Raw genomic sequence first — 21,762 nt, 5'->3', positions numbered from 1 at the left:
CGGCACTTTCCGCAACCGGCGGACAGGACTCGGCCGACCCTGGTAATCACTGGGTGGATGGGGTCGGGCAAGACCAGGATGGGGGCTTGACCGTGGGCGGCGCAGCAGACAAGCAGCCCAATGCGCAGTTGAATTCGTGGTTCGTGCGCAGCGGCTGGTCCAAGGGCGAACTCGCCCGCCAGGTCAACCGCAGAGCGCGCCAGCTGGGCGCGCACCACGTCAGCACCGACACCTCCCGGGTGCGCCGCTGGCTCGACGGCGAGCAGCCGCGCGAGCCGATACCGCGCATCCTGTCCGAGCTGTTCTCGGAGCGCTTCGGGTGCGTCGTCCCCGTCGAGGACCTGGGCCTGCGCCCGGCGCACCAGCCGCCCGCCGGCGGCGACGTGGACCTGCCCTGGGCCGGTCCGCAGACCGTGGAGATGATCAGCGAGTTCTCCCGCAGCGACCTGATGCTGGGCCGCCGCGGCTTCCTCGGCGCCTCGCTCGCGCTGTCGGCCGGCCCCGCCCTGATCGAGCCGATGCAGCGCTGGCTCGTCCCGACCTCGCCGTCCGGCGCCGGCGGCGCCGGCGGGTCCGCCGCCGGCCCGGGCCCCGGCCACCCCGGCACCCGGCCGTCCCGGCTGTCGGAGCAGGAGCTGGAGCTGCTGGAGTCCACCACGGTGATGTTCCGCCAGTGGGACAACCAGTGCGGCGGCGGCCTGCGCCGCAAGGCGGTCGTCGGACAGCTGCACGAGGTCACCGACCTGCTCCAGGAGTCCCACCCCGAAGCCGTCGGCCGCCGGCTCTACCGGGTCACCGCCGACCTCGCCGCGCTCGCCGGCTGGATGAGCTACGACGTGGGGCTGCAACCCACCGCGCAGAAGTACATGGTGCTGGCGCTGCACGCCGCCAAGGAGGCCGGAGACCGGCCGCTCGGCGCGTTCATCCTCTCCTCGATGAGCCGCCAGATGATCCACCTGGACCGCCCCGAGGACGCCCTGGAGCTGATCCACCTCGCCCAGTACGGCAGCCGCGACACCGCGACCGCCACCACCCAGGCCATGCTCTACGCCCTGGAGGCCCGCGCCTACGCCAACATGGGCCAGGTCAACAAGTGCCACCGGGCCGTACGCGCCGCCGAGGACACCTTCACCGACACCCGCCCCGGCGAGGACCCCAGCTGGATCAGCTTCTTCAACGAGGCCGAGCTGCACGCCGAGAACGCCCACTCCTACCGCGACCTGGCCTATGTCGCCGGCCGCAGCCCCGCCTACGCCTCCCTCGCCCACCCGGTGATGGAGAAGGCCGTCGAGGGCTTCCGCGGCGACACCGTCCACCAGCGGGCCTTCGCCCTCAACCTGGTGGGCCTGGCCAGCGTGCACCTGCTCGAACGCGAACCCGAGGCCGCGGCCGAATGCACCCGGCAGGCGATGGCCGTCGCCACCAGGATCCGCTCGGAAAGGGTCAACACCCGGATCCGTAAAACCACCCGCACCGCGGTGCGCGACTTCGGCGATCTGCCCGCCGTCGTCGAACTCGGCGAACTGATCTCCCGGGAACTGCCCGAGGTCGCCGAAACCGCCTGACACAGGGCCGGCCGCGCCCGCCGGGCGCGGCTCCCCGGAGATCCCCGTTCCCCCGGTTGCGATCTCTGATCCCACCCGTATACGGCTTTCACCGAACCGGGGGACGGTTCATCGTCACGTAACACATCCGACTTCTTCGTCACCGCGGTGAAACACCGTGCGGCATCGGCGGAAACCCGGCTCAGCCACTCTCATGGCGAAAACCGGCCCACTTCGCTCCACCCGCTCGGGCCGTTCGGACGACGAGGAGACGCCGATGGCACCAGCCATCTTCACACTGGCCGCAGATGCGCCCAAGCTCGACTCCGGCAATACCGCGTTCCTGCTGCTGAGCGCCGCGCTGGTGATGCTGATGACACCGGGCCTGGCGTTCTTCTACGGCGGCATGGTCCGGGTGAAAAGCGCCCTGAACATGCTGATGATGAGCTTCATCAGCCTGGGCATCATCACCTTGCTCTGGACCGGCTACGGATTCAGTTTCGCCTTCGACGGCGACCACGGCGGATTCATCGGCGGCACCAACTGGCTGGGCCTGCGCGACATCGCTCCCGATGACCTGTGGGGGGCCACCGGGACGCCGATATTCGCCTTCGCCGCCTTCCAGTTGATGTTCGCGATCATCACTCCCGCGCTGATCAGCGGTGCACTCGCCGACCGCGTCAAGTTCACCGCGTGGTCGGTCTTCATCGCGCTGTGGGCGACCGTCGTGTACTTCCCCGTGGCCCACTGGGTGTGGGGCGGCGGCTGGCTCGGCACCAAGGGCGTCATCGACTTCGCCGGCGGTACCGCGGTGCACATCAACGCCGGTGCCGCGGCCCTCGGCGTGATCCTGGTGATCGGCAAGCGGGTGGGCTTCAAGCGCGACCCGATGCGCCCGCACAGCATGCCGTGGGTCATGCTCGGCGCCGGCCTGCTGTGGTTCGGCTGGTTCGGCTTCAACGCCGGCTCGGAGATCACCTCCGACGGCGTGGCCTCCACCGTCTTCATCAACACCCAGATCGCCACCGCCGCCGCGATGATCGGCTGGCTGATCTACGAGCGGCTGCGGCACGGCTCCTTCACCACCCTCGGTGCCGCCTCCGGCGCCGTCGCGGGCCTGGTCGCCATCACCCCGTCCTGCGCGTCGGTCAGCCCGCTGGGCGCCATCGCGGTCGGTGTCATCGCCGGTGTGGTCTGCGCCGCGGCGGTGGGCCTGAAGTACAAGTTCAACTACGACGACTCGCTCGACGTGGTCGGCGTCCACATGGTCGGCGGTATCGTCGGCTCCCTGCTCATCGGCCTGCTGGCCACCGGCGGCGTCGGCCAGGACGTCAAGGGCGTCTTCTACGGCGGCGGATGGCACCAGTTCGGCATCCAGGCCATCGGTGTCTTCTCCGTCCTGGGCTACTCGCTGGTCGCCTCCGCGATCCTCGCCAAGGCCATCGACCTGGTCATGGGCTTCCGGGTGCCCGAGGAGATCGAGATCAGCGGCATCGACCAGGCCGAGCACGCGGAGACCGCGTACGACTTCACCGGCATCGGCAGCACAGGACACGCGGCGGCCCCCCTCGGCGCCCCCGCGGCGAGCAAGAAGGTGGACGCGTGAAGCTCATCACCGCCGTCGTCAAGCCGCACCGGCTCGACGAGATCAAGGAAGCCCTCCAGGCCTTCGGCGTCCACGGCCTCACCGTCACCGAGGCCAGCGGATACGGCAGACAGCGCGGCCACACCGAGGTCTACCGCGGCGCCGAGTACACCGTCGACCTCGTCCCGAAGATCCGGATAGAGGTCCTCGTGGAGGACGCCGACGCCGACCAGCTGATCGAGGTCGTGGTGAAAGCGGCCAGAACCGGCAAAATCGGAGACGGCAAGGTGTGGTCCCTCCCGGTCGACACCGCCGTGAGGGTACGCACCGGCGAGCGCGGACCCGACGCGCTCTGACCCCCGAACCCAGCGCTGGAGAACGAGTGACCGACAGCGTCGAAGCGCAGGACGACAGTTACGCGGCGGCCCGGCTGCGCCTTCTCACCCAGGAGGCGCGGTCCGGGCCGCCGCGCCGCGCGGAGCTGGCCGCCCTCACCGACCGCTGGCTCGCCGACCTGGCCGGCGCCGCCGCGCAGGCCACCGGCGCCACCGGCTGGGCCCTGCTGGCCGTCGGCGGCTACGGCCGCGGCGAGCTGTCCCCGCGCAGCGACCTGGACCTGGTCCTGCTGCACGACGGCCACCAGCCCGTCGCCGCCTTCGCCGACCGGCTCTGGTACCCGGTGTGGGACCTGGGCCTGGCCCTCGACCACTCCGTGCGCACCCCCGAGGAGGCCCGCAAGGCCGCCACCGACGACCTCAAGGTCCAGCTCGGCCTGCTCGACGCCCGCCACCTGGCCGGCGACACCGCCCTCAGCTCCGCCCTGCGCACCTCCGCGCTCGCCGACTGGCGCAACCAGGCCACCCGGCGGCTGCCGGAGCTGCGCGAAATGTGCCAGGAGCGCGCCGAGCGCCAGGGCGAGCTGTCCTACCTGCTGGAACCGGACCTGAAGGAGGCCCGCGGCGGCCTGCGCGACGCCACCGCGCTGCGCGCCGTCGCCGCCTCCTGGCTCGCCGACGCCCCCCGCGAGGGACTGGAGGAGGCCCGCACCGGGCTGCTGGACACCCGCGACGCCCTCCACCTGGTCACCGGCCGGGCCACCGACCGGCTCGCCCTCCAGGAGCAGGACCAGGTCGCCGCCGCCCTCGGCCTGCTCGACGCCGACGCACTGCTGCGCCGGGTCTACGAGGCCGCCCGGCGCATCTCCTACGCCGCCGACGTCACCTGGCGCGAGGTCGGCCGGGTGCTGCGCGCCCGCGAGACCCGGCCCCGCCGCCGGCTCCTCGGCCGCGGGCGCGGCACCCCCGCCGCGGGCGTACCCGAACGCGTACCGCTCGCCGAGGGCGTGGTCGAGCAGGAGGGCGAGGCGGTGCTCGCGCTCGCCGCGAAACCCGACCGCGACCCCGTCCTGCCGCTGCGGGCCGCCGCCGCGGCGGCACAGGCCGGTCTGCCGCTGTCCCCGCACGCCGTACGCCGGCTGGCCGCCGCTGCCCGCCCGCTGCCCGTACCGTGGCCCGCGGAGGCCCGTGAGCAGCTGCTCACGCTGCTCGGCGCCGGGGAGCCCACCGTGCAGGTGTGGGAGGCGCTGGAGGCCGAGGGGCTGGTCACCCGGCTGCTGCCGGACTGGGAGCGGGTGCGCTGCCGCCCGCAGCGCAACGCCGTGCACCGCTTCACCGTCGACCGGCACCTGGTCGAGACCGCCGTGCAGGCCGCCCGGCTCACCCGCCGGGTCGGCCGCCCCGACCTACTGCTGACCGCCGCGCTGCTGCACGACATCGGCAAGGGCTGGCCCGGCGACCACAGCGAGGCCGGCGAGGTCATCGCCCGCGACGTCGCCCTGCGGATCGGCTTCCCGGCCGCCGACGCCGACACCCTGGCCCTGCTGGTGCGCCACCACCTGCTGCTCATCGACACCGCGACCCGGCGCGACCTGGACGACCCGGAGACCGTCCGGGCGGTCGCCGGCACCGTACGCGACACCTCCACCCTGGAGCTGCTGGCCGCGCTCACCGAGGCCGACGCGCTCGCCACCGGGCCCGCCGCATGGAGCACCTGGCGGGCCTCGCTGCTGGCCGACCTCGTCGAGCGGGTCGCCGGCGCCCTGGACACCGGGGCGCTGCCGGAGGCCGCCGAGCGGGAGTCCAGCGCCGAGGAGGAGCGGCTGGCCGTCGAGGCCGCCCGCACCGGGGGGCCGGTCCTCGCGCTGCACGCCCACGCCGAGCCCGACGGCGAGGGCGACGCGCTCGACGAGGCGCTGGGCGTGGAACTGCTGCTGGCGGTGCCCGACCGGCCCGGGCTGCTCGCCCAGGCCGCCGGCGTTCTGGCCCTGCACCGGCTCGGCGTCCGGGCCGCCGACCTGCGGGCCGTCGACCCGATCGGGGAGGGGCCGGTGGCGCTGCTGAGCTGGCGCGTCTCGGCCGAGTACGGCGCCCTCCCGGAGGCCGCCCGGCTGCGCGCGGACCTCGCCCGGGCCTTCGAGGGCACCCTGGACATCGAGGCCAGGCTCGCCGAGCGGGAGGCGTCCTACCCGCGGCGCCGCGGGATCACCCCGCCGCCGCCCCGGGTCACGGTCGCGCCGGGCCACACCTCGCAGACCGCGACGGTCCTGGAGGTCCGCGCCCATGACGCCCCGGGCCTGCTGCACCGCATCGGGCTGGCCCTGACCGCGACGGGCGTCACCGTGCGCTCCGCTCGTATCTCGACGCTGGGGGCGAACGCCGTGGACGCCTTCTACGTCGTCGGCAAGGACGGCAAGGCGCTGCCGCCGCACCGCGCGACCGAGGTCGCCCGGCAACTGGAGGCCGCCCTGCGCTGAGCCCGTGCCGTACCGTCCGCCGACCGGGCGCCGTGACGTCCGCGGGGTCCTGTGCCGTCCGCCGACCCGGCGCCGTACCGTCCGCGGGTCCTGTGCCGTACCGTCCGCGGGCGCCCTTCGCCGGGCCCGGCGGCGGTCCGCGCCTCCCGGAATCCGGCAGGCGCGGGCTGCACCACGTGCGGGCCGGATACCCTGGAAGGCGATCGCCGGACGGCGACCGTCTCCGCCCCCGACCCGAGGATCTGCAGCCACCGTGTTCGATACGCTCTCCGACCGCCTCGCAGCGACCTTCAAGAACCTCCGGGGCAAGGGCCGGCTGTCCGAGGCGGACATCGACGCCACGATGCGCGAGATCCGGATCGCCCTGCTCGAAGCCGACGTCGCGCTGCCCGTCGTGCGGGCGTTCGTCGCCAGCGTCAAGCAGCGCGCGCTTGGCGCCGAGGTCTCGCAGGCGCTCAACCCCGCGCAGACGGTCATCAAGATCGTCAACGAGGAGCTCGTCGGCATCCTCGGCGGCGAGACCCGCCGGCTGCGCTTCGCCAAGCAGCCGCCCACCGTGATCATGCTCGCCGGCCTCCAGGGCGCCGGCAAGACCACGCTGGCGGGCAAGCTCGGCCGCTGGCTCAAGGGCCAGGGCCACACCCCGCTGCTGGTCGCCTGCGACCTCCAGCGCCCCAACGCGGTCAACCAGCTCAGCGTCGTCGCCGAGCGGGCCGGTGTCGCGGTCTTCGCCCCCGAGCCCGGCAACGGCGTGGGCGACCCGGTGAAGGTCGCCCAGGACTCGATCGACTTCGCCCGGTCCCGGCAGTACGACATCGTGATCGTCGACACCGCCGGCCGCCTCGGTGTCGACCAGGAGCTGATGCAGCAGGCCGCCGACATCCGCGACGCGGTCCGCCCGGACGAGATCCTCTTCGTCGTCGACGCGATGATCGGCCAGGACGCGGTCAACACCGCCGAGGCGTTCCGCGACGGCGTCGGCTTCGACGGCGTGGTGCTCTCCAAGCTCGACGGCGACGCCCGCGGCGGTGCCGCGCTGTCGATCGTGCACGTCACCGGCAAGCAGATCATGTTCGCGTCCAACGGCGAGAAGCTGGACGACTTCGACGCGTTCCACCCGGACCGGATGGCCTCCCGGATCCTGGGCATGGGCGACATGCTGTCGCTGATCGAGAAGGCCGAGCAGACCTTCAGCCAGGCCGAGGCCGAGAAGATGGCCGCCAAGCTGGCCAAGGGCCCCAAGGAGTTCACGCTCGACGACTTCCTGGCGCAGATGGAGCAGGTCCGCAAGATGGGCTCCATCTCCAAGCTGCTCGGCATGCTGCCGGGCATGGGCCAGATCCGCGAGCAGATCAACAACCTCGACGAGCGGGACGTGGACCGCACCGCCGCGATCATCAAGTCGATGACGCCGGGCGAGCGCGCCGACCCGCACATCATCAACGGCTCGCGCCGGGCCCGTATCGCCAAGGGCTCGGGCGTCGAGGTCAGCGCGGTCAAGGGCCTGGTGGAGCGGTTCTTCGAGGCCCGCAAGATGATGTCGCGGATGGCGCAGGGCGGCGGCATGCCGGGGATGCCCGGGATGCCGGGCAGCGGCGGCGGTGGCGCGCGGCAGAAGAAGCAGCAGAAGCAGGCCAAGGGCAAGCGCCAGTCCGGCAACCCGATGAAGCGCAGGGCCGAGGAGGCTGCGGCGGCTGCCCGCCGCGAGGAGCAGCAGCAGGGCGGCGAGCTGCCGGGCCAGGGCGGCAGCCCGTTCGGCCTGCCGGGCGGCGGCAAGGACTTCGAACTGCCCGACGAGTTCAAGAAGTTCATGGGCTGACCGCGGCGCCCGCGGGGGCCCGGGGATGATGGACGCATGCGTGTATCGATCAGAGAACCCAGGCCCAGTGACGTCGAGGCGCACCGCAGCGCGGTGCTGCGGTCGGTGGAGCACCTCAGCCCGTGGAATCCGGTGGAGCCGGACGTCCTGCCGGACCTGCTGCGCCGGCAGGGCGCCGGGCTGCGGACGTTCCTGGTCATCGACGACGAGGACGGCGGCATCGTCGGCAAGTGCAACGTCGCCAACATCGTGATGGCCCGCTTCCGCAACGGGGCCCTCGGCTACGACAGCTACGTGCCCTACAACGGCACCGGCCGGATGACCGAGGGCCTGCTCCAGGTCGTGGACCGCTGCTTCATCCCCGAGGCCGACGGCGGCCTCGGGCTGCACCGGCTGGAGATCAGCGCGCAGCCCGACAACGAGCGCTCCATCGCGATGGCCAAGCGGCTGGGCTTCCGGCACGAGGGCTTCTCGCCGCGGATGCTGTTCATCAACGACGCCTGGCGCGACCACGAGCGCTTCGCCCTCACCGCCGAGGAGTGGCCGGGCCTGTAGCGGGTACGTCGCCCGGTACGTCCTTCGAGCCGGCCCGCCGTCAGCCGGTGAGCGCCGCCAGCCCGCCCTCGCGGCCGGCCCGCGCCTCCAGCTCGTCCAGCGCGGCCACCGCCCGCGCGGCGGCGCCCGGGTCCCGCCCGGCCAGGCCGCTGTCGGCGAACTCGTCCTCGTCCAGCCGCAGTACGGTGCCGCCGTCGCCCGACACCCACAGGTCGAGGTCGAGGTCCTCCGAGGTCAGCTCGGCGCCGGCGACGGCCACCGGGCGGGTGATGTCGCAGTACCAGCCCTTGAGGGCGCCGTGCGGATCGCGCACCTCCTTGACCGCGTACCAGCGGTCGCGCCAGTAGTGCTCGGTGAAGACGTCGCCGGGCTCGAAGCGCACAAAGCCGAAGTCCCGGGTGTGCGGCAGCGACCAGGGCGCGGTGACGGTGACGCGCACGCCGTCGTCGGCGGTCACGGTGGCGGGGTAGCGGACCTTCTCCCGGCCGGCCTTGACCAGGCGGACGGACGCCGGGGTGCCGGGCGGCAGCGGGGTGGCGGAGGCGGCTGAGGTGGTGGGCATGGCCCCACCCTGGCCGATGCCGCGCGCCCGCGGCCACCCCATTACCGGCGTGCCGCCCGGCTTCCCCGGCCGTGCGCGCCGCCGGTCAGACGCGGGCGATGAGGTAGCGGAAGACGTTGTCCATGCGGATGGTGCCGTCAAGGCGCCGGTAGGGGTGCAGGGCCTCGGCGATCTCCTTGTCCACCTGCTGCCGGTCGGTCGCCGCGACCGCGGCGTCGAACAGCCCGGTCGCGACCAGGCCGCGCACCGCGGCGGCCTGGTCCGGGTAGCCGAACGGGCAGGACACGCGACCCGAGCCGTCGGGCCGCAGCCCCGCGCCGGCGGCCAGCTCCTCCAGGTCGTCACGGCCGCTGAGCCGCGGCAGCGGGCCCGTGGCGCCGCGCGGTTCGGCGAGCCGGGCGGCGACCCGCAGCACGCTCGCGGTGGCGCAGCGCTCGGGCGGGCCCCAGCCGGCCAGGACGACCGCGCTGCCGGGGCGGGCGGCCTCGGCGACGGCGGCAAGAGCCGGCCGCAGCGCGTCGGCGGGCGCCGCCGGGTCCAAGGCGGTGACCAGGTCGTAGCCGCGCAGTTCCGCCGCCGCCGGGATGCCGAGCCGCAGCCGTACCGGCGGGGCCTGGGGCATCGGCGTGGCCATGTACGACGTGCTCGGCAATGTGCCGAGCCGCGCCTCGGCCAGCCGCAGCCGGTCGCGGTCGGTGTCGTACCCGGTGACGGCTGCGCCTCTTGCCGAGGCGAGCAGCAGCGCCAGCCCTGTGCCGCAGTTCAGGGCCAGCAGGCGGGTGCCGGCGCCGACGCCGAGCCGGTCGAGGACGCTTGCGTAGAGCGGGACGAGCATGCGCTCCTGGATCTCCGCCCAGTCGCGCGCCCGGTCGTCGGTACGGGTACGGTCGGGCCTGGTCCCGCGGTAGAGGGTAGGTGCCATCGAAGCCCCAATCAGCCACGCTTCGCCGTGTGCCCCCCGTGGGGAGGACGGGTGTGCCGCTTTCGTCCCCGACAGCCAGACAACTGCGGTTCGCGGGCCGCGTCCAGGGGCCGGGGAGGCCGTTTTCGGCTTGTTCGGCGGCCCGTCGGGCGCAGGTAACCGATTCACGCTGCGGGGGCCTCGCCACGTACCATCGCCTTCATGGCAAAGGCTCCCGTTCTCACCCCCCAGGCGGACGACTTCCCGCGCTGGTACCAGGACCTGATCAACAAGGCAGAGCTGGCCGACAACGGCCCGGTCCGCGGCACCATGGTCATCCGGCCGTACGGCTACGGCCTGTGGGAGCGGATGCAGCAGGGCATGGACGCGCGGATCAAGCAGGCCGGGGCGCAGAACGCGTACTTCCCGCTGTTCATCCCGCAGTCCTACCTGACGCGGGAGGCCGAGCACGTCGAGGGCTTCGCGCCGGAGCTGGCGGTCGTCACGCACGCGGGCGGCAAGGAGCTGGAGGAGCCGGTCGTGGTGCGGCCGACCTCCGAGACGATCATCAACGAGTATTTCTCCAAGTGGGTGCAGAGCTACCGGGACCTGCCGCTGCTGATCAACCAGTGGGCGAACGTGGTGCGGTGGGAGATGCGGCCCCGGCTGTTCCTGCGCACCAGCGAGTTCCTGTGGCAGGAGGGCCACACCGCGCACGCCACGCAGGAGGACGCGCGGGACTACGCGGCCAGGATCCACCGCGAGGTCTACGAGGGCTTCATGACCGACGTCCTGGCCATGGACGTGGTGCCGGGCCGCAAGACCGCCAAGGAGCGCTTCGCGGGCGCCATCAACACCCTCACGCTCGAAGGCATGATGGGCGACGGCAAGGCCCTCCAGCTGGGCACCAGCCATGAGCTGGGCCAGAACTTCGCGAAGGCCTTCCACACGCAGTACCTGTCGGCGGACGGCGAGCAGGAGTACGTCTGGCAGACGTCGTGGGGCAGCACCACCCGCATGATCGGCGCGCTGGTGATGATGCACGGCGACGACAACGGGCTGCGGGTGCCGCCGCGGCTGGCCCATGTGCAGGTCGTGGTGCTCGCGATCAAGGGCGACGACGAGGTCGTGGCCAAGGTGCGCGAGGTCGGCGAGCGGCTCAAGGCGGTCGGGCTGCGGGTCGTGGTCGACGACCGCACCGACACCCCGTTCGGGCGGCGGGCGATCGACTGGGAGCTCAAGGGCGTGCCGGCGCGGGTCGAGATCGGCCCGCGCGACCTGGAGGCGGGCACCGCGATGCTCGCCCGGCGCATCCCCGGCGGCAAGGAGCCGGTGGCGCTGGACGCGCTCGCCGAGCTGCTGCCGAAGCTGCTGGAGGAGGACCAGGCGCAGCTGCTGCGCGAGTCCCACGAGCGCCGGGTGTCCCGCACTGTGGACGTCGCCACCGTGGGCGAGGCGGCCGAGGCCGCGGCCACCGGCTGGGCGCGCATCCCGTGGGCCGACCTCGGCGTGGCGGGCGAGGCCAAGCTCGCCGAGCAGGGCGTCACCGTGCGCTGCCTGGTCGGTGAGGACGGCGGAGTGCCGGACGCGGACGACGCCCCGGGCGCGCTGGCGATCGTGGCGCGGGCCTACTGACCCGGCCCCCGGTGTTCGCCCGGCGTCCATCGGGCGTCCGCTGACCGAAAACGCACGTTCGTTATACGAGGTTCGTCCGTCCGTGGGGCGGGTGCGGAGGTTCTCCGGAGTTCACCGGTGTCCTCCGCACCCGCCCTGCGTCATGCCCATCCCATGCGCATCATCCGTCATCATCCGCACATCAACCGGAACTGACCGATCAGTGCAAATTAATTGGGCTGGCCCGGAATCGGAACACCGGGAGCGCCCGGCTCGTTGTCACGGCGTGAGCACGACACCACCTGTTCTCGCCGCCGAGCTGGCAGTCGCATGGGCCGATATTCAACGGCACCACCCCGAGCTGCCCGATCTGGCCGCCCCCGAGTCCCTCATCGGAGAGTCGTCGTCCGCCTGCGGCAACGAGCTCTCGTTCGAACGGCTGCTGCACGAGGCGGTGCACGGCGTGGCCGCCGCGCGCGGCATCCGTGACACCTCCCGCGCGGGCCGCTACCACAACCGCCGATTCCTGGCCATCGCCGACGAAATGGGGCTCGACCACGCCGACGAGCCCCATCCCAGCAGCGGCTTCTCGCTGGTCGTGATGCGCCCCGACACCCGTAAGCGCTACCGGGCGACCATCGACCGGCTGCAGCGCGCCCTCAAGGCGCACACGGTGGCGACCACGGCGGACACCGCGCGCTCCTTCCGGGGCCCTGCCGCGCGGCACGGCTCGTCCGGCGGCGGGGTGCGCGTCAAGGCGGTCTGCGACTGCGGGCGCAATGTACGCGTGGTGCCGTCCGTGCTGGCCCAGGCGCCGATCATGTGCGGCGCGTGCGGGCAGCCGTTCCGCATTCCCGAGGTCGTGGGCGCCGCCTGAGTGTGGCAGAATGGCCAGCTGAGAACTCGACAGCCGTGCAGGAACCCTCTCTCCTTCGGCTGACGCGTCCACCGGGCGCGCGACTCCCACAACCCCACGTGGAAGCCTGCCGTGCCCAAACACGTCAACACCAGGAGAACCCACTCCCGTGGCAGTCAAGATCAAGCTGAAGCGTCTGGGCAAGATCCGTTCGCCTCACTACCGCATCGTCGTCGCCGACTCCCGCACCCGCCGTGACGGCCGGGCGATCGAGGAGATCGGCCTGTACCACCCGGTGCAGAACCCGTCGCGTATCGAGGTCGACTCGGACCGCGCCCAGTACTGGCTCTCCGTCGGCGCGCAGCCGACCGAGCCGGTGCTCGCCATCCTCAAGCTCACCGGCGACTGGCAGAAGTACAAGGGCCTTGAGGCCCCCGCGCCGCTGCTGGTCGCCGAGCCCAAGGCCGACAAGCGCGCCCTCTTCGAGGCCGCGGCCAAGGACACCGCCGACGAGCCGAAGGGTGAGGCGATCACCCCCAGGGCGAAGAAGGCCGACAAGGCGGAGAAGAAGGCCGACGACACCGCCGAGGCCCCGGCCGCGGCTGAGTCCACCGAGGCCTGAGCGTGCTTGAGGAGGCTCTTGAGCACCTCGTGAAGGGCATCGTCGACAACCCCGACGATGTGCAGGTGGACATGCGCACCCTGCGCCGCGGCAACGTGCTGGAGGTCCGGGTCCACCCCGACGACCTCGGCAAGGTGATCGGCCGCAACGGCCGTACCGCCCGTGCGTTGCGTACGGTCGTGGGCGCGCTCGGCGGGCGCGGCATCCGCGTCGACCTGGTCGACGTCGACCAGGTGCGCTGACCGCCGGCCAAACCGCACGGAACACCGGCTCGGGCCGGGGGTGGCGCTGCCGCTCCCGGCCCGAGCCGTCTGACGTACAAGAGACGTACAAGAGGTGAAAGGGCTCCATGCAGCTGGTAGTCGGCAGGATCGGCCGCGCCCACGGCATCAAGGGCGAGGTGAGCGTCGAGGTGCGCACCGACGAGCCGGAACTGCGGCTCGCGCCGGGCGCGGTGCTCGCCACCGACCCGGCCTCCGCAGGGCCGCTGACCATCGCCACCGGGCGGGTGCACAGCGGACGGCTGATGCTGCGCTTCGAGGGCGTCGCCGACCGCAGCGCCGCCGAGGCGCTGCGCAATACGCTGCTGATCGCCGAGGTGGACCCGGACGAGACGCCGGAGGACCCCGAGGAGTTCTACGACCACCAGCTCATCGACCTGGACGTCGTCACCGTCGACGGCGAGGAGGTCGGGCGGATCGGCGAGATCAGCCATCTGCCGTACCAGGACCTGCTGGTGGTGGTCCGGCCCGACGGCAGCGAGGTGCTTGTGCCGTTCGTCGCCGAGATCGTGCCGGAGATCGACCTGGAGGAGCAGCGCGCGGTCATCGACCCGCCGCCGGGGCTGCTGGGCGAGCCGGAGTCCGGCGAGGGGCTTGGCGATGGCGAGAGCGGGGGCCCGGGTGCGGCTTCCGGCGGTGCGGCGGACGGCGGCTGAGATGCGGATCGACGTCGTCACGATCTTCCCCGAGTACCTGGAGCCGCTGAACGTCTCGCTGGTCGGCAAGGCCCGCGCGGCCGGCCGGCTCGACGTGCGCGTCCACGACCTGCGCGACTGGGCCCACGACCGGCACAACACCGTCGACGACACCCCGTACGGCGGCGGCCCCGGCATGGTCATGATGACCGGGCCCTGGGGCGAGGCCCTCGACGACACCCTCGCCGACGGCTACGAGGCCGGCGCCGGCCGGCCCGCGCTCGTCGTCCCCACCCCCAGCGGGCGGCCCTTCACCCAGCAGCTCGCCGGTGAACTCGCCGAGCGGCCCTGGCTGGTCTTCGCGCCCGCCCGCTACGAGGGCATCGACACCCGCGTCACCGACGAGTACCGCACCCGGCTGCCGGTCTACGAGGTCTCCATCGGCGACTACGTGCTGGCCGGCGGCGAGGCCGCGGTCCTGGTCGTCACCGAGGCCGTCGCCCGGCTGCTGCCCGGCGTCCTCGGCAACGCCGCCTCCTACCGCGACGACTCCTTCGCACCCGGCGCGATGGCCGACCTGCTGGAAGGCCCGGTCTACACCAAGCCGCCCACCTGGCGCGGCCGTGGCATCCCCGAGGTGCTGCTCAGCGGCCACCACGGGAAGATCGCCCGCTGGCGCCGCGACGAGGCCCTGCGCCGTACCGTCGCCCACCGCCCCGACCTGATCCGGCGCTGCGACCCCGCCGCCTTCGACAAGCGCGACCGGGAGATGCTCAGCATCCTGGGCTGGATGCCGGGCCCGGACGGGCGATTTGGGCCGAGCCCCCACGTCATGGAAGAATGAGCGGCTGCTGCCGGTCCGGCCCGCGCCCCTGCCACAGGGGGAACGACGCCCGCCGCCCCCGGCCGCGCACCCTGACACCCGACCTCATGTTCCGTCGATGACCTGTGGCATCGGCGAGGAAGCAGACACCGATATGACCAACCTCATCGAGAGCGTCAACAGCGCGTCGCTGCGCACCGACGTCCCGGCCTTCCGCCCCGGCGACACCGTCAACGTCCACGTGCGCGTCATCGAGGGCAACCGCTCCCGTGTGCAGCAGTTCAAGGGCGTCGTCATCCGCCGCCAGGGCGCGGGCATCAGCGAGACCTTCACGGTCCGCAAGGTGAGCTTCTCCGTCGGTGTCGAGCGGACCTTCCCGGTGCACACCCCGATCGTGGAGAAGATCGAGGTCGTCACCCGCGGCGACGTGCGCCGCGCCAAGCTCTACTACCTGCGCGAGCTGCGCGGCAAGGCCGCGAAGATCAAGGAGAAGCGCGACAACTGAGCGCTTCCCGCGAGGACTCCCGGCGCCGGGCCCGTGGCGAGCGCCTCTCGCGGGGCGCTCGTCGCGGGCGGTCCGCAGCGGCCGGATAAGCTCTGGCCCCGATGGACACCGAAGCAGCAGCCGTACCGGAACGCGACCGTTCCCCCGACACCGCAGCCGAGCAGGCGCGGCCGGAGGAGCGGTCGCGTTCCGCTGTGCGGTCGCGGTCGGCCGTGCTGCGCGGGCGGGTCGCGGACACCGCGGCCGTCGTGTGGGCCGAGTGGCGGCGCACGATCCTGCTGGTGGCCGCCGCGGTGGCCGCGCTGCTGCTGGTCAGTACCTTCGTGGCGCGGCCCTACCAGGTGCCGAGCCGGTCGATGGAGGGCACGCTGCGGGTCGGCGACCGGGTCCTGGTCGACAAGCTCGCCTACCGCTTCGGCGGCACACCGCGGCGCGGGGACGTGATCGTCTTCGACGGCGAGGGCTCCTTCACGCAGCAGAGCGGCACCGACTTCGTCAAGCGCGTCATCGGCGTCGGCGGCGACCGCGTCACCTGTTGCGACGCCCGCGGGCGGCTGATGGTCAACGGCCACCCGCTGGACGAGACCTACCTTTATCCCGGGGACACACCGTCCCAGGTACGGTTCGACATCGTGGTGCCGGACGGAAAGCTGTGGGTGATGGGCGATCACCGTGCCGACTCGCGTGACTCACGCGACCACCTCGGCGACCCCGGCGGCGGCAACGTGCCCGTCGACCGGGTGATCGGCCGTGCCGACGCGGTCGCCTGGCCGGTCGGCCGCTGGACCCGGCTGCGCCGCCCGGCCGCCTTCGCCGACGTGCCCGCCCCGGCCGGCGCGCATGGGTAACCGCGGCAGGGCCCGCAGGACGCTGTTCGGCGGTGTCGTCGGCGTCGAGCCGGCCGGCGAGCAGGGCGGCGCCGATCTCGGCGAGACCCCGCGGCTGACCGGCAACACCCGGGTGGAGCGGCGCCGGCTCGCCCGCAAGGTCCGCCGCAGACGGCGGCGCTCGCTGGCCAGGGAGGTGCCGCTGCTGGTCATGGTGGCGCTGCTGATCGCCCTGGTGCTCAAGACGTTCCTGGTGCAGGCGTTCGTGATCCCGTCCGGATCGATGGAGCAGACCATCAAGATCGGCGACCGGGTGCTGGTGGACAAGCTCACCCCGTGGTTCGGCGCCGAACCGCACCGCGGCGACGTCGTCGTCTTCAAGGACCCCGGTGGCTGGCTGCAGGGCGAGCCGCCGCCCAAGAAGGACCCGGTCGTCGTCAAGCAGGTCAAGCAGTTCTTCACCTTCATCGGGCTGCTGCCGGCCAGCAGCGAGCAGGACCTGATCAAGCGGGTGATCGCGGTCGGCGGCGACACGGTGCAGTGCTGCGACGCCCAGGGGCGGATCCTCGTCAACGGCACGCCGCTGGACGAGCCCTATCTGTACCCCGGGAATCCACCCTCAATGATGAAATTCACCGAGCACGTGCCGCCCGGCCGGCTGTGGGTGATGGGCGACCACCGCTCGGATTCCGCGGACTCGCGGTACCACACCGACAAGCCGGGCGGCGGCACCATCCCGGAAAGCCTGGTGGTCGGACGGGCTTTCGTCATCGGCTGGCCGCTCGGTCACTGGCAGCGGCTCAAGGAACCGGCGACCTTCGCCGGCGTGGCGGATCCGCGGTCCGCCGCAGCGGCGGACACAGCGACGCCGACTAGTGTGGGCTCGGCCAAGAACGGTCAAAGGACGGACCGGCCCACGACCCCCGCGGAACTCTCGCTCGTTATGGGTGTGGCAGGCCTGCGCCGATGGCGTGGCAGACGGCGGTCCGAAGTGAGGAGTGGATGTGGGGGACCTGGTGGTCGGCGCACGATCTGGACCCGGCGAGCCCGAGAAGCGGAATGCCGAGGTGCCCCAGACCGATGCCTCGGCGGCAGATGCCGCGGTCCCCGGACGGAGCCCGGCGCCGCCGCCGTACGCGGAGGGCCCCGGCGTGACGCAGCCCTACGCGGACGGGCCCGGGCTGCCGCCGTACGCAGACGGTCATGGCGGGCCGGCGGCGGGCGAGCAGGGCACGGCACCGGGGCACCCGGGCGTCGCGCCCGGCACGGTGCCCGTGGCGGGCGGCATCCCGGCGATGGCCGGTGGCGCCCCCGGCGACCCGGTGGGCCCGGTGGGCCCCGCCGGTCCTGACCCGGCCGACGACGAGGAGGACGCCGACGAGCGGCCCGGCCACGGCGGCCGGGGCAAGCCGCGGTCGTTCTGGAAGGAGCTGCCGCTGCTGGTCGGCATCGCGCTGGTGCTGGCGCTGCTGATCAAGACCTTCCTGGTCCAGGCGTTCTCCATCCCCTCGGACTCGATGAACAACACCCTGCTCAAGGGCGACCGGGTGCTGGTCGACAAGCTCACGCCCTGGTTCGGCTCCGAGCCGTCCCGCGGCGAGGTGGTGGTCTTCCACGACCCGGGCGGCTGGCTGCCCGAGAACCCGCCGGCGAGCAACAATGTGCTGGTCAAGGGGCTGCAGAAGGGCCTGAGCTTTATCGGCCTGATGCCCTCGGCCGATGAGAAGGACCTGATCAAGCGGGTCATCGGGGTGGGCGGCGACACGGTGTCGTGCAAGGGCACCGGCCCGGTGATGGTCAACGGCAAGCCGCTCGACGAGCCGTACGTCTATCCCGGCAATACGCCCTGCACCCCCGAGGTGCCGTTCACCGTGCATGTGCCCAAGGGCCGCATCTGGGTCATGGGCGACCACCGGCAGGACTCGCTGGACTCGCGCTTCCACATGACGCTGCCCGGCGGCGGCACCGTGTCCGACGGTGACGTGGTGGGGCGCGCCATCGTGGTGGCCTGGCCGGTGAACCGCTGGGACGTGCTGTCCATCCCGGGAACGTTCTCGCAGCCCGGCATCAACGCCGCCGGTGCGGCGGCGCCGGTCGCGGCCGGGTTCGCGGGCGCGCTGCCCCTGGTGATGTGGCGCCGGCGCAGGCTGCTGACGGCCGCGGTGGAGCGGGCGGCCTCCGCCGTGCCCACCGAGCCGCCGGTGCGGGGCGGGCCCGGCCGGGAGAGCGCGGAGCAGGGCTGACCGGCGCGCGTACCGCCCGGTAGGGTTCCGGTCCATGAGCAGCAGCAGCGGTGCGACGACCACCGGCACCACGGGAAGCGGAAGCGGCGCCGGAGCCGGGCGGCGCGGTGCGGGAGCCGGTGGCGGCGGGCTCGGGCACCGGCTGTCCGGCATAGCCGTCGCTCTCGGCTGCGTGCTCTTCCTCGGCTCCTGCGTGTGGGGCGCGCTGGTCTACCGCCCCTACAGCGTGCCGACCACGTCCATGGTGCCGACCGTGCAGTCGGGCGACCGGCTGCTCGCGCAGAAGGTGTCCGGGTCGCAGGTGCACCGCGGTGACGTGGTGGTCTTCAAGGACCCGCTGTGGGGCGACGCGCCGCTGGTCAAGCGGGTCGTCGGGGTCGGCGGGGACACGGTGGCCTGCTGCGACGCGCAGGGCCGGCTGACCGTGAACGGCACCCCGGTCGACGAGACGTACCTGAACGGCGGCGCGCCCTCCGCGCAGGGCGGGGACCAGGCGTCGGCGGAGCGGTTCAGCACGAAGGTGCCGGCGGGCAAGCTCTTCCTGCTGGGCGACAACCGCGCGATCTCCGAGGACTCCCGGGTCCACCTCGCCGACGCCGAGGGCGGCGCGGTCCCGGCGAGCGACGTCAAGGCCCGGGTGGACGGTATCGCCTGGCCGTCGTCCCGTATCGGGCTGCTGCACCGCACCTCGGCCTTCGCCGCGATCCCGGGCGGCGGTTCCCCCGGACGGGGGCCGCTGGGCCTGCTGGTGGTCGCGGCGCTGGCCGGCGTGGTGCTGATCCTGGGCGGGGCGGCCTGGGACCCGCTGGCCAAGCTGCTGCGGCGCCGGTGATCACGGTGGGCGTGCGGGGCGGTTCCGCAGTGCGGGCGGACCGCGTGACGCACAATGGGGGTCACGTACGGCTGAAGGGGAACACACGATGAGCGCCGAGGACCTCGAGAAGTACGAGACCGAGATGGAGCTGAAGCTCTACAGGGAGTACCGCGACGTCGTCGGGCTGTTCAAGTACGTGATCGAGACCGAGCGGCGTTTCTACCTCACCAACGACTACGAGATGCAGGTGCACTCGGTCCAGGGCGAGGTGTTCTTCGAGGTCTCGATGGCCGACGCATGGGTCTGGGACATGTACCGGCCGGCGCGCTTCGTCAAGCAGGTGCGGGTGCTCACGTTCAAGGACGTGAATATCGAGGAGCTGAACAAGGCGGATCTGGATCTGCCCTCGGACGACTCGGGCTTCAACGGCTGAGCTGAGGCTTGGGCTGGGGCTTGGCCTGAGGGTGGCTGCGGATGGCCTGCGGCTGGGCCGGGGCTCGGGGGGTCGGGGCTCGGGGGGTCGGGGCTCGGGTGCCGGGCTCGGGGGTCGGGGCTCGGGTGGGGCTCGGGTGGGTCGGTCGAGAAAGTTATCCACAGGCCGGCGAGCAAGATCATCGGCGGTGGGCCGCGCTCTGTCACAGTGAGTGACGGAGGTGGTACGCATGAACGAGCGAAGTGCGCTGGGGCGGTACGGCGAGGACGTCGCGGTCCGGGCGCTGCAAGCCGCGGGCCTGAAGGTACTGGGGCGCAACTGGCGGTCCGGCCGCCGCGGTGAGATCGACATCCTCGCGTCCGAGGGCGACGCTCTGGTGGTGTGCGAGGTCAAGACCCGGCGGGCCGGGCCCTTCCAGCACCCGCGGGAGGCGCTGCCGGAGGCCAAGCTGGCCCGGCTGCGCTCGCTGGCCGAGCGATGGACCGCCGAGCACGGCGGCGCCCCGCCGGGCGGGGTGCGGATCGATCTGGTGGGCGTCATCCTGCCCGACCGCGGGGCCCCCGAGGTCGACCATGTGCGGGGGGTGGCGTGATGGGCTTCGCCCGTACGTGCTCGGTCGCGCTGGTCGGCGTCGAGGGCGTGGTGGTCGAGGTCCAGGCCGACCTGGAGCCGGGCCTGGCCGCCTTCACGCTGGTGGGGCTGCCCGACAAGAGCCTGGTCGAGAGCCGGGACCGGGTGCGGGCCGCGATCGTCAACAGCGGCGAGGTGTGGCCGCAGAAGAAGCTCACCGTGGGGCTGAGCCCGGCGTCGGTGCCCAAGGGCGGCTCCGGTTTTGACCTGGCGGTGGCCTGCGCGCTGCTCGCGGCGAACGAACGGATCGCCCCGTCCTCCATCGCCGACCTGATGATGATCGGCGAGCTGGGCCTGGACGGCCGGGTGCGTCCGGTGCGGGGCGTGCTGCCCGCGGTCCTGGCCGCCGCCGACGCCGGGTACCGGCATGTGGTGGTGCCCGAGCGCACGATGGCCGAGGCGTCGCTCGTGCCGGGTGTCGCGGTCCTGGGGGTGCGCAGCCTGCGCCAGCTGGTGGCGGTGCTCAACGACGAGCCGGTCCCCGAGGAGGAGGACGACTCGGCGGCGGCCCGCGGCCGGCCCGACCCGATGCTGGCCGGGCTGACGCTGCCGGGCGGCGGGGCGGTGGGCACCGGCTTCGCCGCGGGCCTGGGCGGCGCCGCGTCCGGGGAGGGCGGCGAGGCGCACCCGCCGCTCGCGCCGGACATGGCGGACGTGGCCGGGCAGCGCGCCGCCCGGCTGGCCCTGGAGGTGGCGGCGGCGGGCGCCCACCACCTCTACCTGAAGGGTCCGCCGGGCGCGGGCAAGACGATGCTGGCCGAGCGGCTGCCGGGCATCCTGCCGCCGCTGAGCCGGCAGGAGTCGCTGGAGGTCACCGCGGTCCACTCGGTGGCCGGCATCCTCCCGGCCGGCCGCCCGTTGGTGGACGCCCCGCCCTTCTGCGCGCCCCACCACTCGGCGACGATGCCGGCGCTGGTCGGCGGGGGCAGCGGGCTTCCCCGGCCGGGCGCGGTCTCGCTGGCGCACCGGGGCGTGCTCTTTCTCGACGAGGCGCCGGAGTTCTCCGTGCAGGCGCTGGAGGCGCTGCGGCAGCCGCTGGAGTCCGGCCATGTGGTGGTGGCCCGGGCGGCGGGCGTGGTGCGGCTGCCGGCCCGCTTCACCCTGGTGCTGGCCGCCAACCCCTGCCCCTGCGGGCGGTATTCGATGCTGGGCGCGGGGTGCGAGTGCTCGCCGTCGGCGGTGCGGCGCTACCAGGGCCGGCTGTCGGGTCCGCTGCTGGACCGGGTGGACCTGCGGGTGGACGTCGAGGCGGTCGGCCGGGCCGAGCTGGTCGGGCGCGAGCGCGGGGAGTGCACCGCCGTGGTCGCCGCCCGGGTCCGGGAGGCCAGGGAACGCGCCGCCGCGCGCTACGCCGGTACGCCCTGGCGGGCCAACGGCGATGTGCCGGGCCATGAGCTGCGCACCCGCTGGCCGGTCGCCCCCGGCGCCATGCACGCCGCCGAGCGCGACATGGAGCGCGGCCTGCTCACCGCCCGGGGCCTGGACCGCGTCCTGCGCGTCGCCTGGACCCTCGCCGACCTCGCCGGCCACCCCCGCCCGGACGCGGACGACGTGCGCACCGCCCTCCAGCTGCGCACGGGCGTCGCCCATGGCCTCACCTCGGTGGGGAGGGGCTGATGGCCACCGGCGAGCGGGAGCCGCGGCCTGCGCTGCCGCGGCCGGAGGCGGAGGTGGGGGCGGCGCGTCCGCCGGGCACGGGGG

Annotated in this window: 22 protein-coding genes; 20 read left to right on the top strand and 2 right to left on the bottom strand. The window is 73.2% G+C overall.

Features of this window, described 5'->3' with window-relative positions; all coding sequences use genetic code 11:
• Positions 1 to 92 precede the first annotated feature (92 nt).
• From nsdA to HCN08_RS25270, 6 genes are all read left to right on the top strand, one after another.
• Positions 93 to 1,565, top strand: a complete 1,473-nt coding sequence (nsdA, locus tag HCN08_RS25295) for a transcriptional repressor NsdA (protein ID WP_322974669.1) — start codon at positions 93 to 95, stop codon at positions 1,563 to 1,565.
• Positions 1,566 to 1,821: 256 nt separating this feature from the next.
• Complete coding sequence (locus HCN08_RS25290) at positions 1,822 to 3,150, top strand: ammonium transporter (RefSeq protein WP_167985536.1); 1,329 nt, start codon at positions 1,822 to 1,824, stop codon at positions 3,148 to 3,150.
• Positions 3,147 to 3,485 carry a P-II family nitrogen regulator gene (locus HCN08_RS25285; RefSeq protein WP_167985535.1) on the top strand — a complete coding sequence of 113 codons (339 nt, stop codon included), beginning with the start codon at positions 3,147 to 3,149 and terminating at the stop codon, positions 3,483 to 3,485. Before HCN08_RS25290 ends, HCN08_RS25285 begins: the two co-directional genes overlap by 4 nt.
• A 26-nt stretch (positions 3,486 to 3,511) precedes the next feature.
• Positions 3,512 to 5,941 (top strand): [protein-PII] uridylyltransferase, encoded by a 2,430-nt coding sequence (locus HCN08_RS25280; RefSeq protein ID WP_167985534.1) that lies wholly within the window; start codon positions 3,512 to 3,514, stop codon positions 5,939 to 5,941.
• Positions 5,942 to 6,194: 253 nt separating this feature from the next.
• On the top strand, positions 6,195 to 7,760 hold the full coding sequence (ffh, locus tag HCN08_RS25275) for a signal recognition particle protein (protein WP_167985533.1): 1,566 nt from the start codon (positions 6,195 to 6,197) through the stop codon (positions 7,758 to 7,760).
• Positions 7,761 to 7,796: 36 nt separating this feature from the next.
• On the top strand, positions 7,797 to 8,315 hold the full coding sequence (locus HCN08_RS25270) for a GNAT family N-acetyltransferase (protein WP_167985532.1): 519 nt from the start codon (positions 7,797 to 7,799) through the stop codon (positions 8,313 to 8,315).
• Between the two features lie 40 nt (positions 8,316 to 8,355).
• On the opposite strand, the gene HCN08_RS25265 is transcribed toward HCN08_RS25270, so the two are convergent.
• Both HCN08_RS25265 and HCN08_RS25260 read right to left on the bottom strand, forming a co-directional pair.
• Positions 8,356 to 8,877 carry a DUF402 domain-containing protein gene (locus HCN08_RS25265; RefSeq protein WP_167985531.1) on the bottom strand — a complete coding sequence of 174 codons (522 nt, stop codon included), beginning with the start codon at positions 8,875 to 8,877 and terminating at the stop codon, positions 8,356 to 8,358.
• Positions 8,878 to 8,962: 85 nt separating this feature from the next.
• Positions 8,963 to 9,799 carry an SAM-dependent methyltransferase gene (locus tag HCN08_RS25260; protein ID WP_240970426.1) on the bottom strand — a complete coding sequence of 279 codons (837 nt, stop codon included), beginning with the start codon at positions 9,797 to 9,799 and terminating at the stop codon, positions 8,963 to 8,965.
• Positions 9,800 to 10,000: 201 nt separating this feature from the next.
• Between HCN08_RS25260 and proS the strand changes: the two genes are divergently transcribed.
• From proS to HCN08_RS25190, 14 genes are all read left to right on the top strand, one after another.
• On the top strand, positions 10,001 to 11,413 hold the full coding sequence (proS, locus tag HCN08_RS25255; protein WP_167985530.1) for a proline--tRNA ligase: 1,413 nt from the start codon (positions 10,001 to 10,003) through the stop codon (positions 11,411 to 11,413).
• 265 nt (positions 11,414 to 11,678) lie between these two features.
• Positions 11,679 to 12,269, top strand: coding sequence for a hypothetical protein (locus tag HCN08_RS25250; protein ID WP_167985529.1), 591 nt, complete (start codon positions 11,679 to 11,681; stop codon positions 12,267 to 12,269).
• A 148-nt stretch (positions 12,270 to 12,417) separates the two neighbouring features.
• Positions 12,418 to 12,870, top strand: coding sequence for a 30S ribosomal protein S16 (gene rpsP, locus HCN08_RS25245; protein WP_167985528.1), 453 nt, complete (start codon positions 12,418 to 12,420; stop codon positions 12,868 to 12,870).
• 2 nt (positions 12,871 to 12,872) lie between these two features.
• Positions 12,873 to 13,112, top strand: coding sequence for an RNA-binding protein (locus tag HCN08_RS25240; protein ID WP_031519041.1), 240 nt, complete (start codon positions 12,873 to 12,875; stop codon positions 13,110 to 13,112).
• A 107-nt stretch (positions 13,113 to 13,219) separates the two neighbouring features.
• A complete protein-coding gene (gene rimM, locus HCN08_RS25235) occupies positions 13,220 to 13,807 on the top strand; it encodes a ribosome maturation factor RimM (RefSeq protein ID WP_167985527.1) in 588 nt (195 codons plus the stop codon).
• A gap of 1 nt (position 13,808) precedes the next feature.
• Positions 13,809 to 14,630 carry a tRNA (guanosine(37)-N1)-methyltransferase TrmD gene (gene trmD, locus HCN08_RS25230; RefSeq protein WP_167985580.1) on the top strand — a complete coding sequence of 274 codons (822 nt, stop codon included), beginning with the start codon at positions 13,809 to 13,811 and terminating at the stop codon, positions 14,628 to 14,630.
• A 133-nt stretch (positions 14,631 to 14,763) separates the two neighbouring features.
• On the top strand, positions 14,764 to 15,114 hold the full coding sequence (rplS, locus tag HCN08_RS25225; RefSeq protein WP_167985579.1) for a 50S ribosomal protein L19: 351 nt from the start codon (positions 14,764 to 14,766) through the stop codon (positions 15,112 to 15,114).
• A 101-nt stretch (positions 15,115 to 15,215) separates the two neighbouring features.
• The gene (gene lepB, locus HCN08_RS25220; RefSeq protein WP_167985526.1) at positions 15,216 to 15,962 is read left to right on the top strand and encodes a signal peptidase I; all 747 of its coding nucleotides are present in this window, start codon (positions 15,216 to 15,218) and stop codon (positions 15,960 to 15,962) included.
• The gene (gene lepB / locus HCN08_RS25215) at positions 15,955 to 17,292 is read left to right on the top strand and encodes a signal peptidase I (protein WP_167985525.1); all 1,338 of its coding nucleotides are present in this window, start codon (positions 15,955 to 15,957) and stop codon (positions 17,290 to 17,292) included. The genes lepB (HCN08_RS25220) and lepB (HCN08_RS25215) overlap by 8 nt, the downstream gene beginning before the upstream one ends.
• Positions 17,237 to 18,184: a signal peptidase I gene (gene lepB, locus HCN08_RS25210; RefSeq protein ID WP_167985524.1), complete on the top strand. Its 948-nt coding sequence runs from the start codon at positions 17,237 to 17,239 to the stop codon at positions 18,182 to 18,184. Before lepB (HCN08_RS25215) ends, lepB (HCN08_RS25210) begins: the two co-directional genes overlap by 56 nt.
• A gap of 34 nt (positions 18,185 to 18,218) precedes the next feature.
• Positions 18,219 to 19,016 carry a signal peptidase I gene (gene lepB / locus HCN08_RS25205; RefSeq protein ID WP_167985523.1) on the top strand — a complete coding sequence of 266 codons (798 nt, stop codon included), beginning with the start codon at positions 18,219 to 18,221 and terminating at the stop codon, positions 19,014 to 19,016.
• Between the two features lie 88 nt (positions 19,017 to 19,104).
• Complete coding sequence (locus HCN08_RS25200; protein ID WP_018562949.1) at positions 19,105 to 19,431, top strand: DUF2469 domain-containing protein; 327 nt, start codon at positions 19,105 to 19,107, stop codon at positions 19,429 to 19,431.
• A gap of 229 nt (positions 19,432 to 19,660) precedes the next feature.
• The gene (locus HCN08_RS25195; protein WP_167985522.1) at positions 19,661 to 20,023 is read left to right on the top strand and encodes a YraN family protein; all 363 of its coding nucleotides are present in this window, start codon (positions 19,661 to 19,663) and stop codon (positions 20,021 to 20,023) included.
• Complete coding sequence (locus tag HCN08_RS25190; RefSeq protein WP_167985521.1) at positions 20,023 to 21,678, top strand: YifB family Mg chelatase-like AAA ATPase; 1,656 nt, start codon at positions 20,023 to 20,025, stop codon at positions 21,676 to 21,678. The genes HCN08_RS25195 and HCN08_RS25190 overlap by 1 nt, the downstream gene beginning before the upstream one ends.
• Positions 21,679 to 21,762 lie beyond the last annotated feature (84 nt).

The sequence above is a fragment of the Actinacidiphila epipremni genome (assembly GCF_012034175.1).
In the GTDB taxonomy this organism is placed as follows: Bacteria; Actinomycetota; Actinomycetes; order Streptomycetales; family Streptomycetaceae; genus Actinacidiphila; species Actinacidiphila epipremni.
The sequence above is the reverse complement of the archived record's forward strand: the minus strand, read 5'-3'. Positions and strand labels throughout refer to the sequence as shown.

What these genes read in the sequence shown, in the direction of transcription:
- lepB (WP_167985523.1), top strand. Translation starts at nt 18,219, where the DNA reads ATGAGCAGCAGCAGCGGTGCGACGACCACCGGCACCACGGGAAGCGGA.
- HCN08_RS25200 (WP_018562949.1), top strand. Translation starts at nt 19,105, where the DNA reads ATGAGCGCCGAGGACCTCGAGAAGTACGAGACCGAGATGGAGCTGAAG.
- trmD (WP_167985580.1), top strand. Translation starts at nt 13,809, where the DNA reads ATGCGGATCGACGTCGTCACGATCTTCCCCGAGTACCTGGAGCCGCTG.
- lepB (WP_167985526.1), top strand. Translation starts at nt 15,216, where the DNA reads ATGGACACCGAAGCAGCAGCCGTACCGGAACGCGACCGTTCCCCCGAC.
- HCN08_RS25265 (WP_167985531.1), bottom strand. Translation starts at nt 8,877, where the DNA reads ATGCCCACCACCTCAGCCGCCTCCGCCACCCCGCTGCCGCCCGGCACC.
- HCN08_RS25260 (WP_240970426.1), bottom strand. Translation starts at nt 9,799, where the DNA reads ATGGCACCTACCCTCTACCGCGGGACCAGGCCCGACCGTACCCGTACC.
- lepB (WP_167985524.1), top strand. Translation starts at nt 17,237, where the DNA reads ATGGCCGGTGGCGCCCCCGGCGACCCGGTGGGCCCGGTGGGCCCCGCC.
- HCN08_RS25190 (WP_167985521.1), top strand. Translation starts at nt 20,023, where the DNA reads ATGGGCTTCGCCCGTACGTGCTCGGTCGCGCTGGTCGGCGTCGAGGGC.
- rimM (WP_167985527.1), top strand. Translation starts at nt 13,220, where the DNA reads ATGCAGCTGGTAGTCGGCAGGATCGGCCGCGCCCACGGCATCAAGGGC.
- lepB (WP_167985525.1), top strand. Translation starts at nt 15,955, where the DNA reads ATGGGTAACCGCGGCAGGGCCCGCAGGACGCTGTTCGGCGGTGTCGTC.
- HCN08_RS25270 (WP_167985532.1), top strand. Translation starts at nt 7,797, where the DNA reads ATGCGTGTATCGATCAGAGAACCCAGGCCCAGTGACGTCGAGGCGCAC.
- proS (WP_167985530.1), top strand. Translation starts at nt 10,001, where the DNA reads ATGGCAAAGGCTCCCGTTCTCACCCCCCAGGCGGACGACTTCCCGCGC.
- HCN08_RS25290 (WP_167985536.1), top strand. Translation starts at nt 1,822, where the DNA reads ATGGCACCAGCCATCTTCACACTGGCCGCAGATGCGCCCAAGCTCGAC.
- HCN08_RS25195 (WP_167985522.1), top strand. Translation starts at nt 19,661, where the DNA reads ATGAACGAGCGAAGTGCGCTGGGGCGGTACGGCGAGGACGTCGCGGTC.
- rplS (WP_167985579.1), top strand. Translation starts at nt 14,764, where the DNA reads ATGACCAACCTCATCGAGAGCGTCAACAGCGCGTCGCTGCGCACCGAC.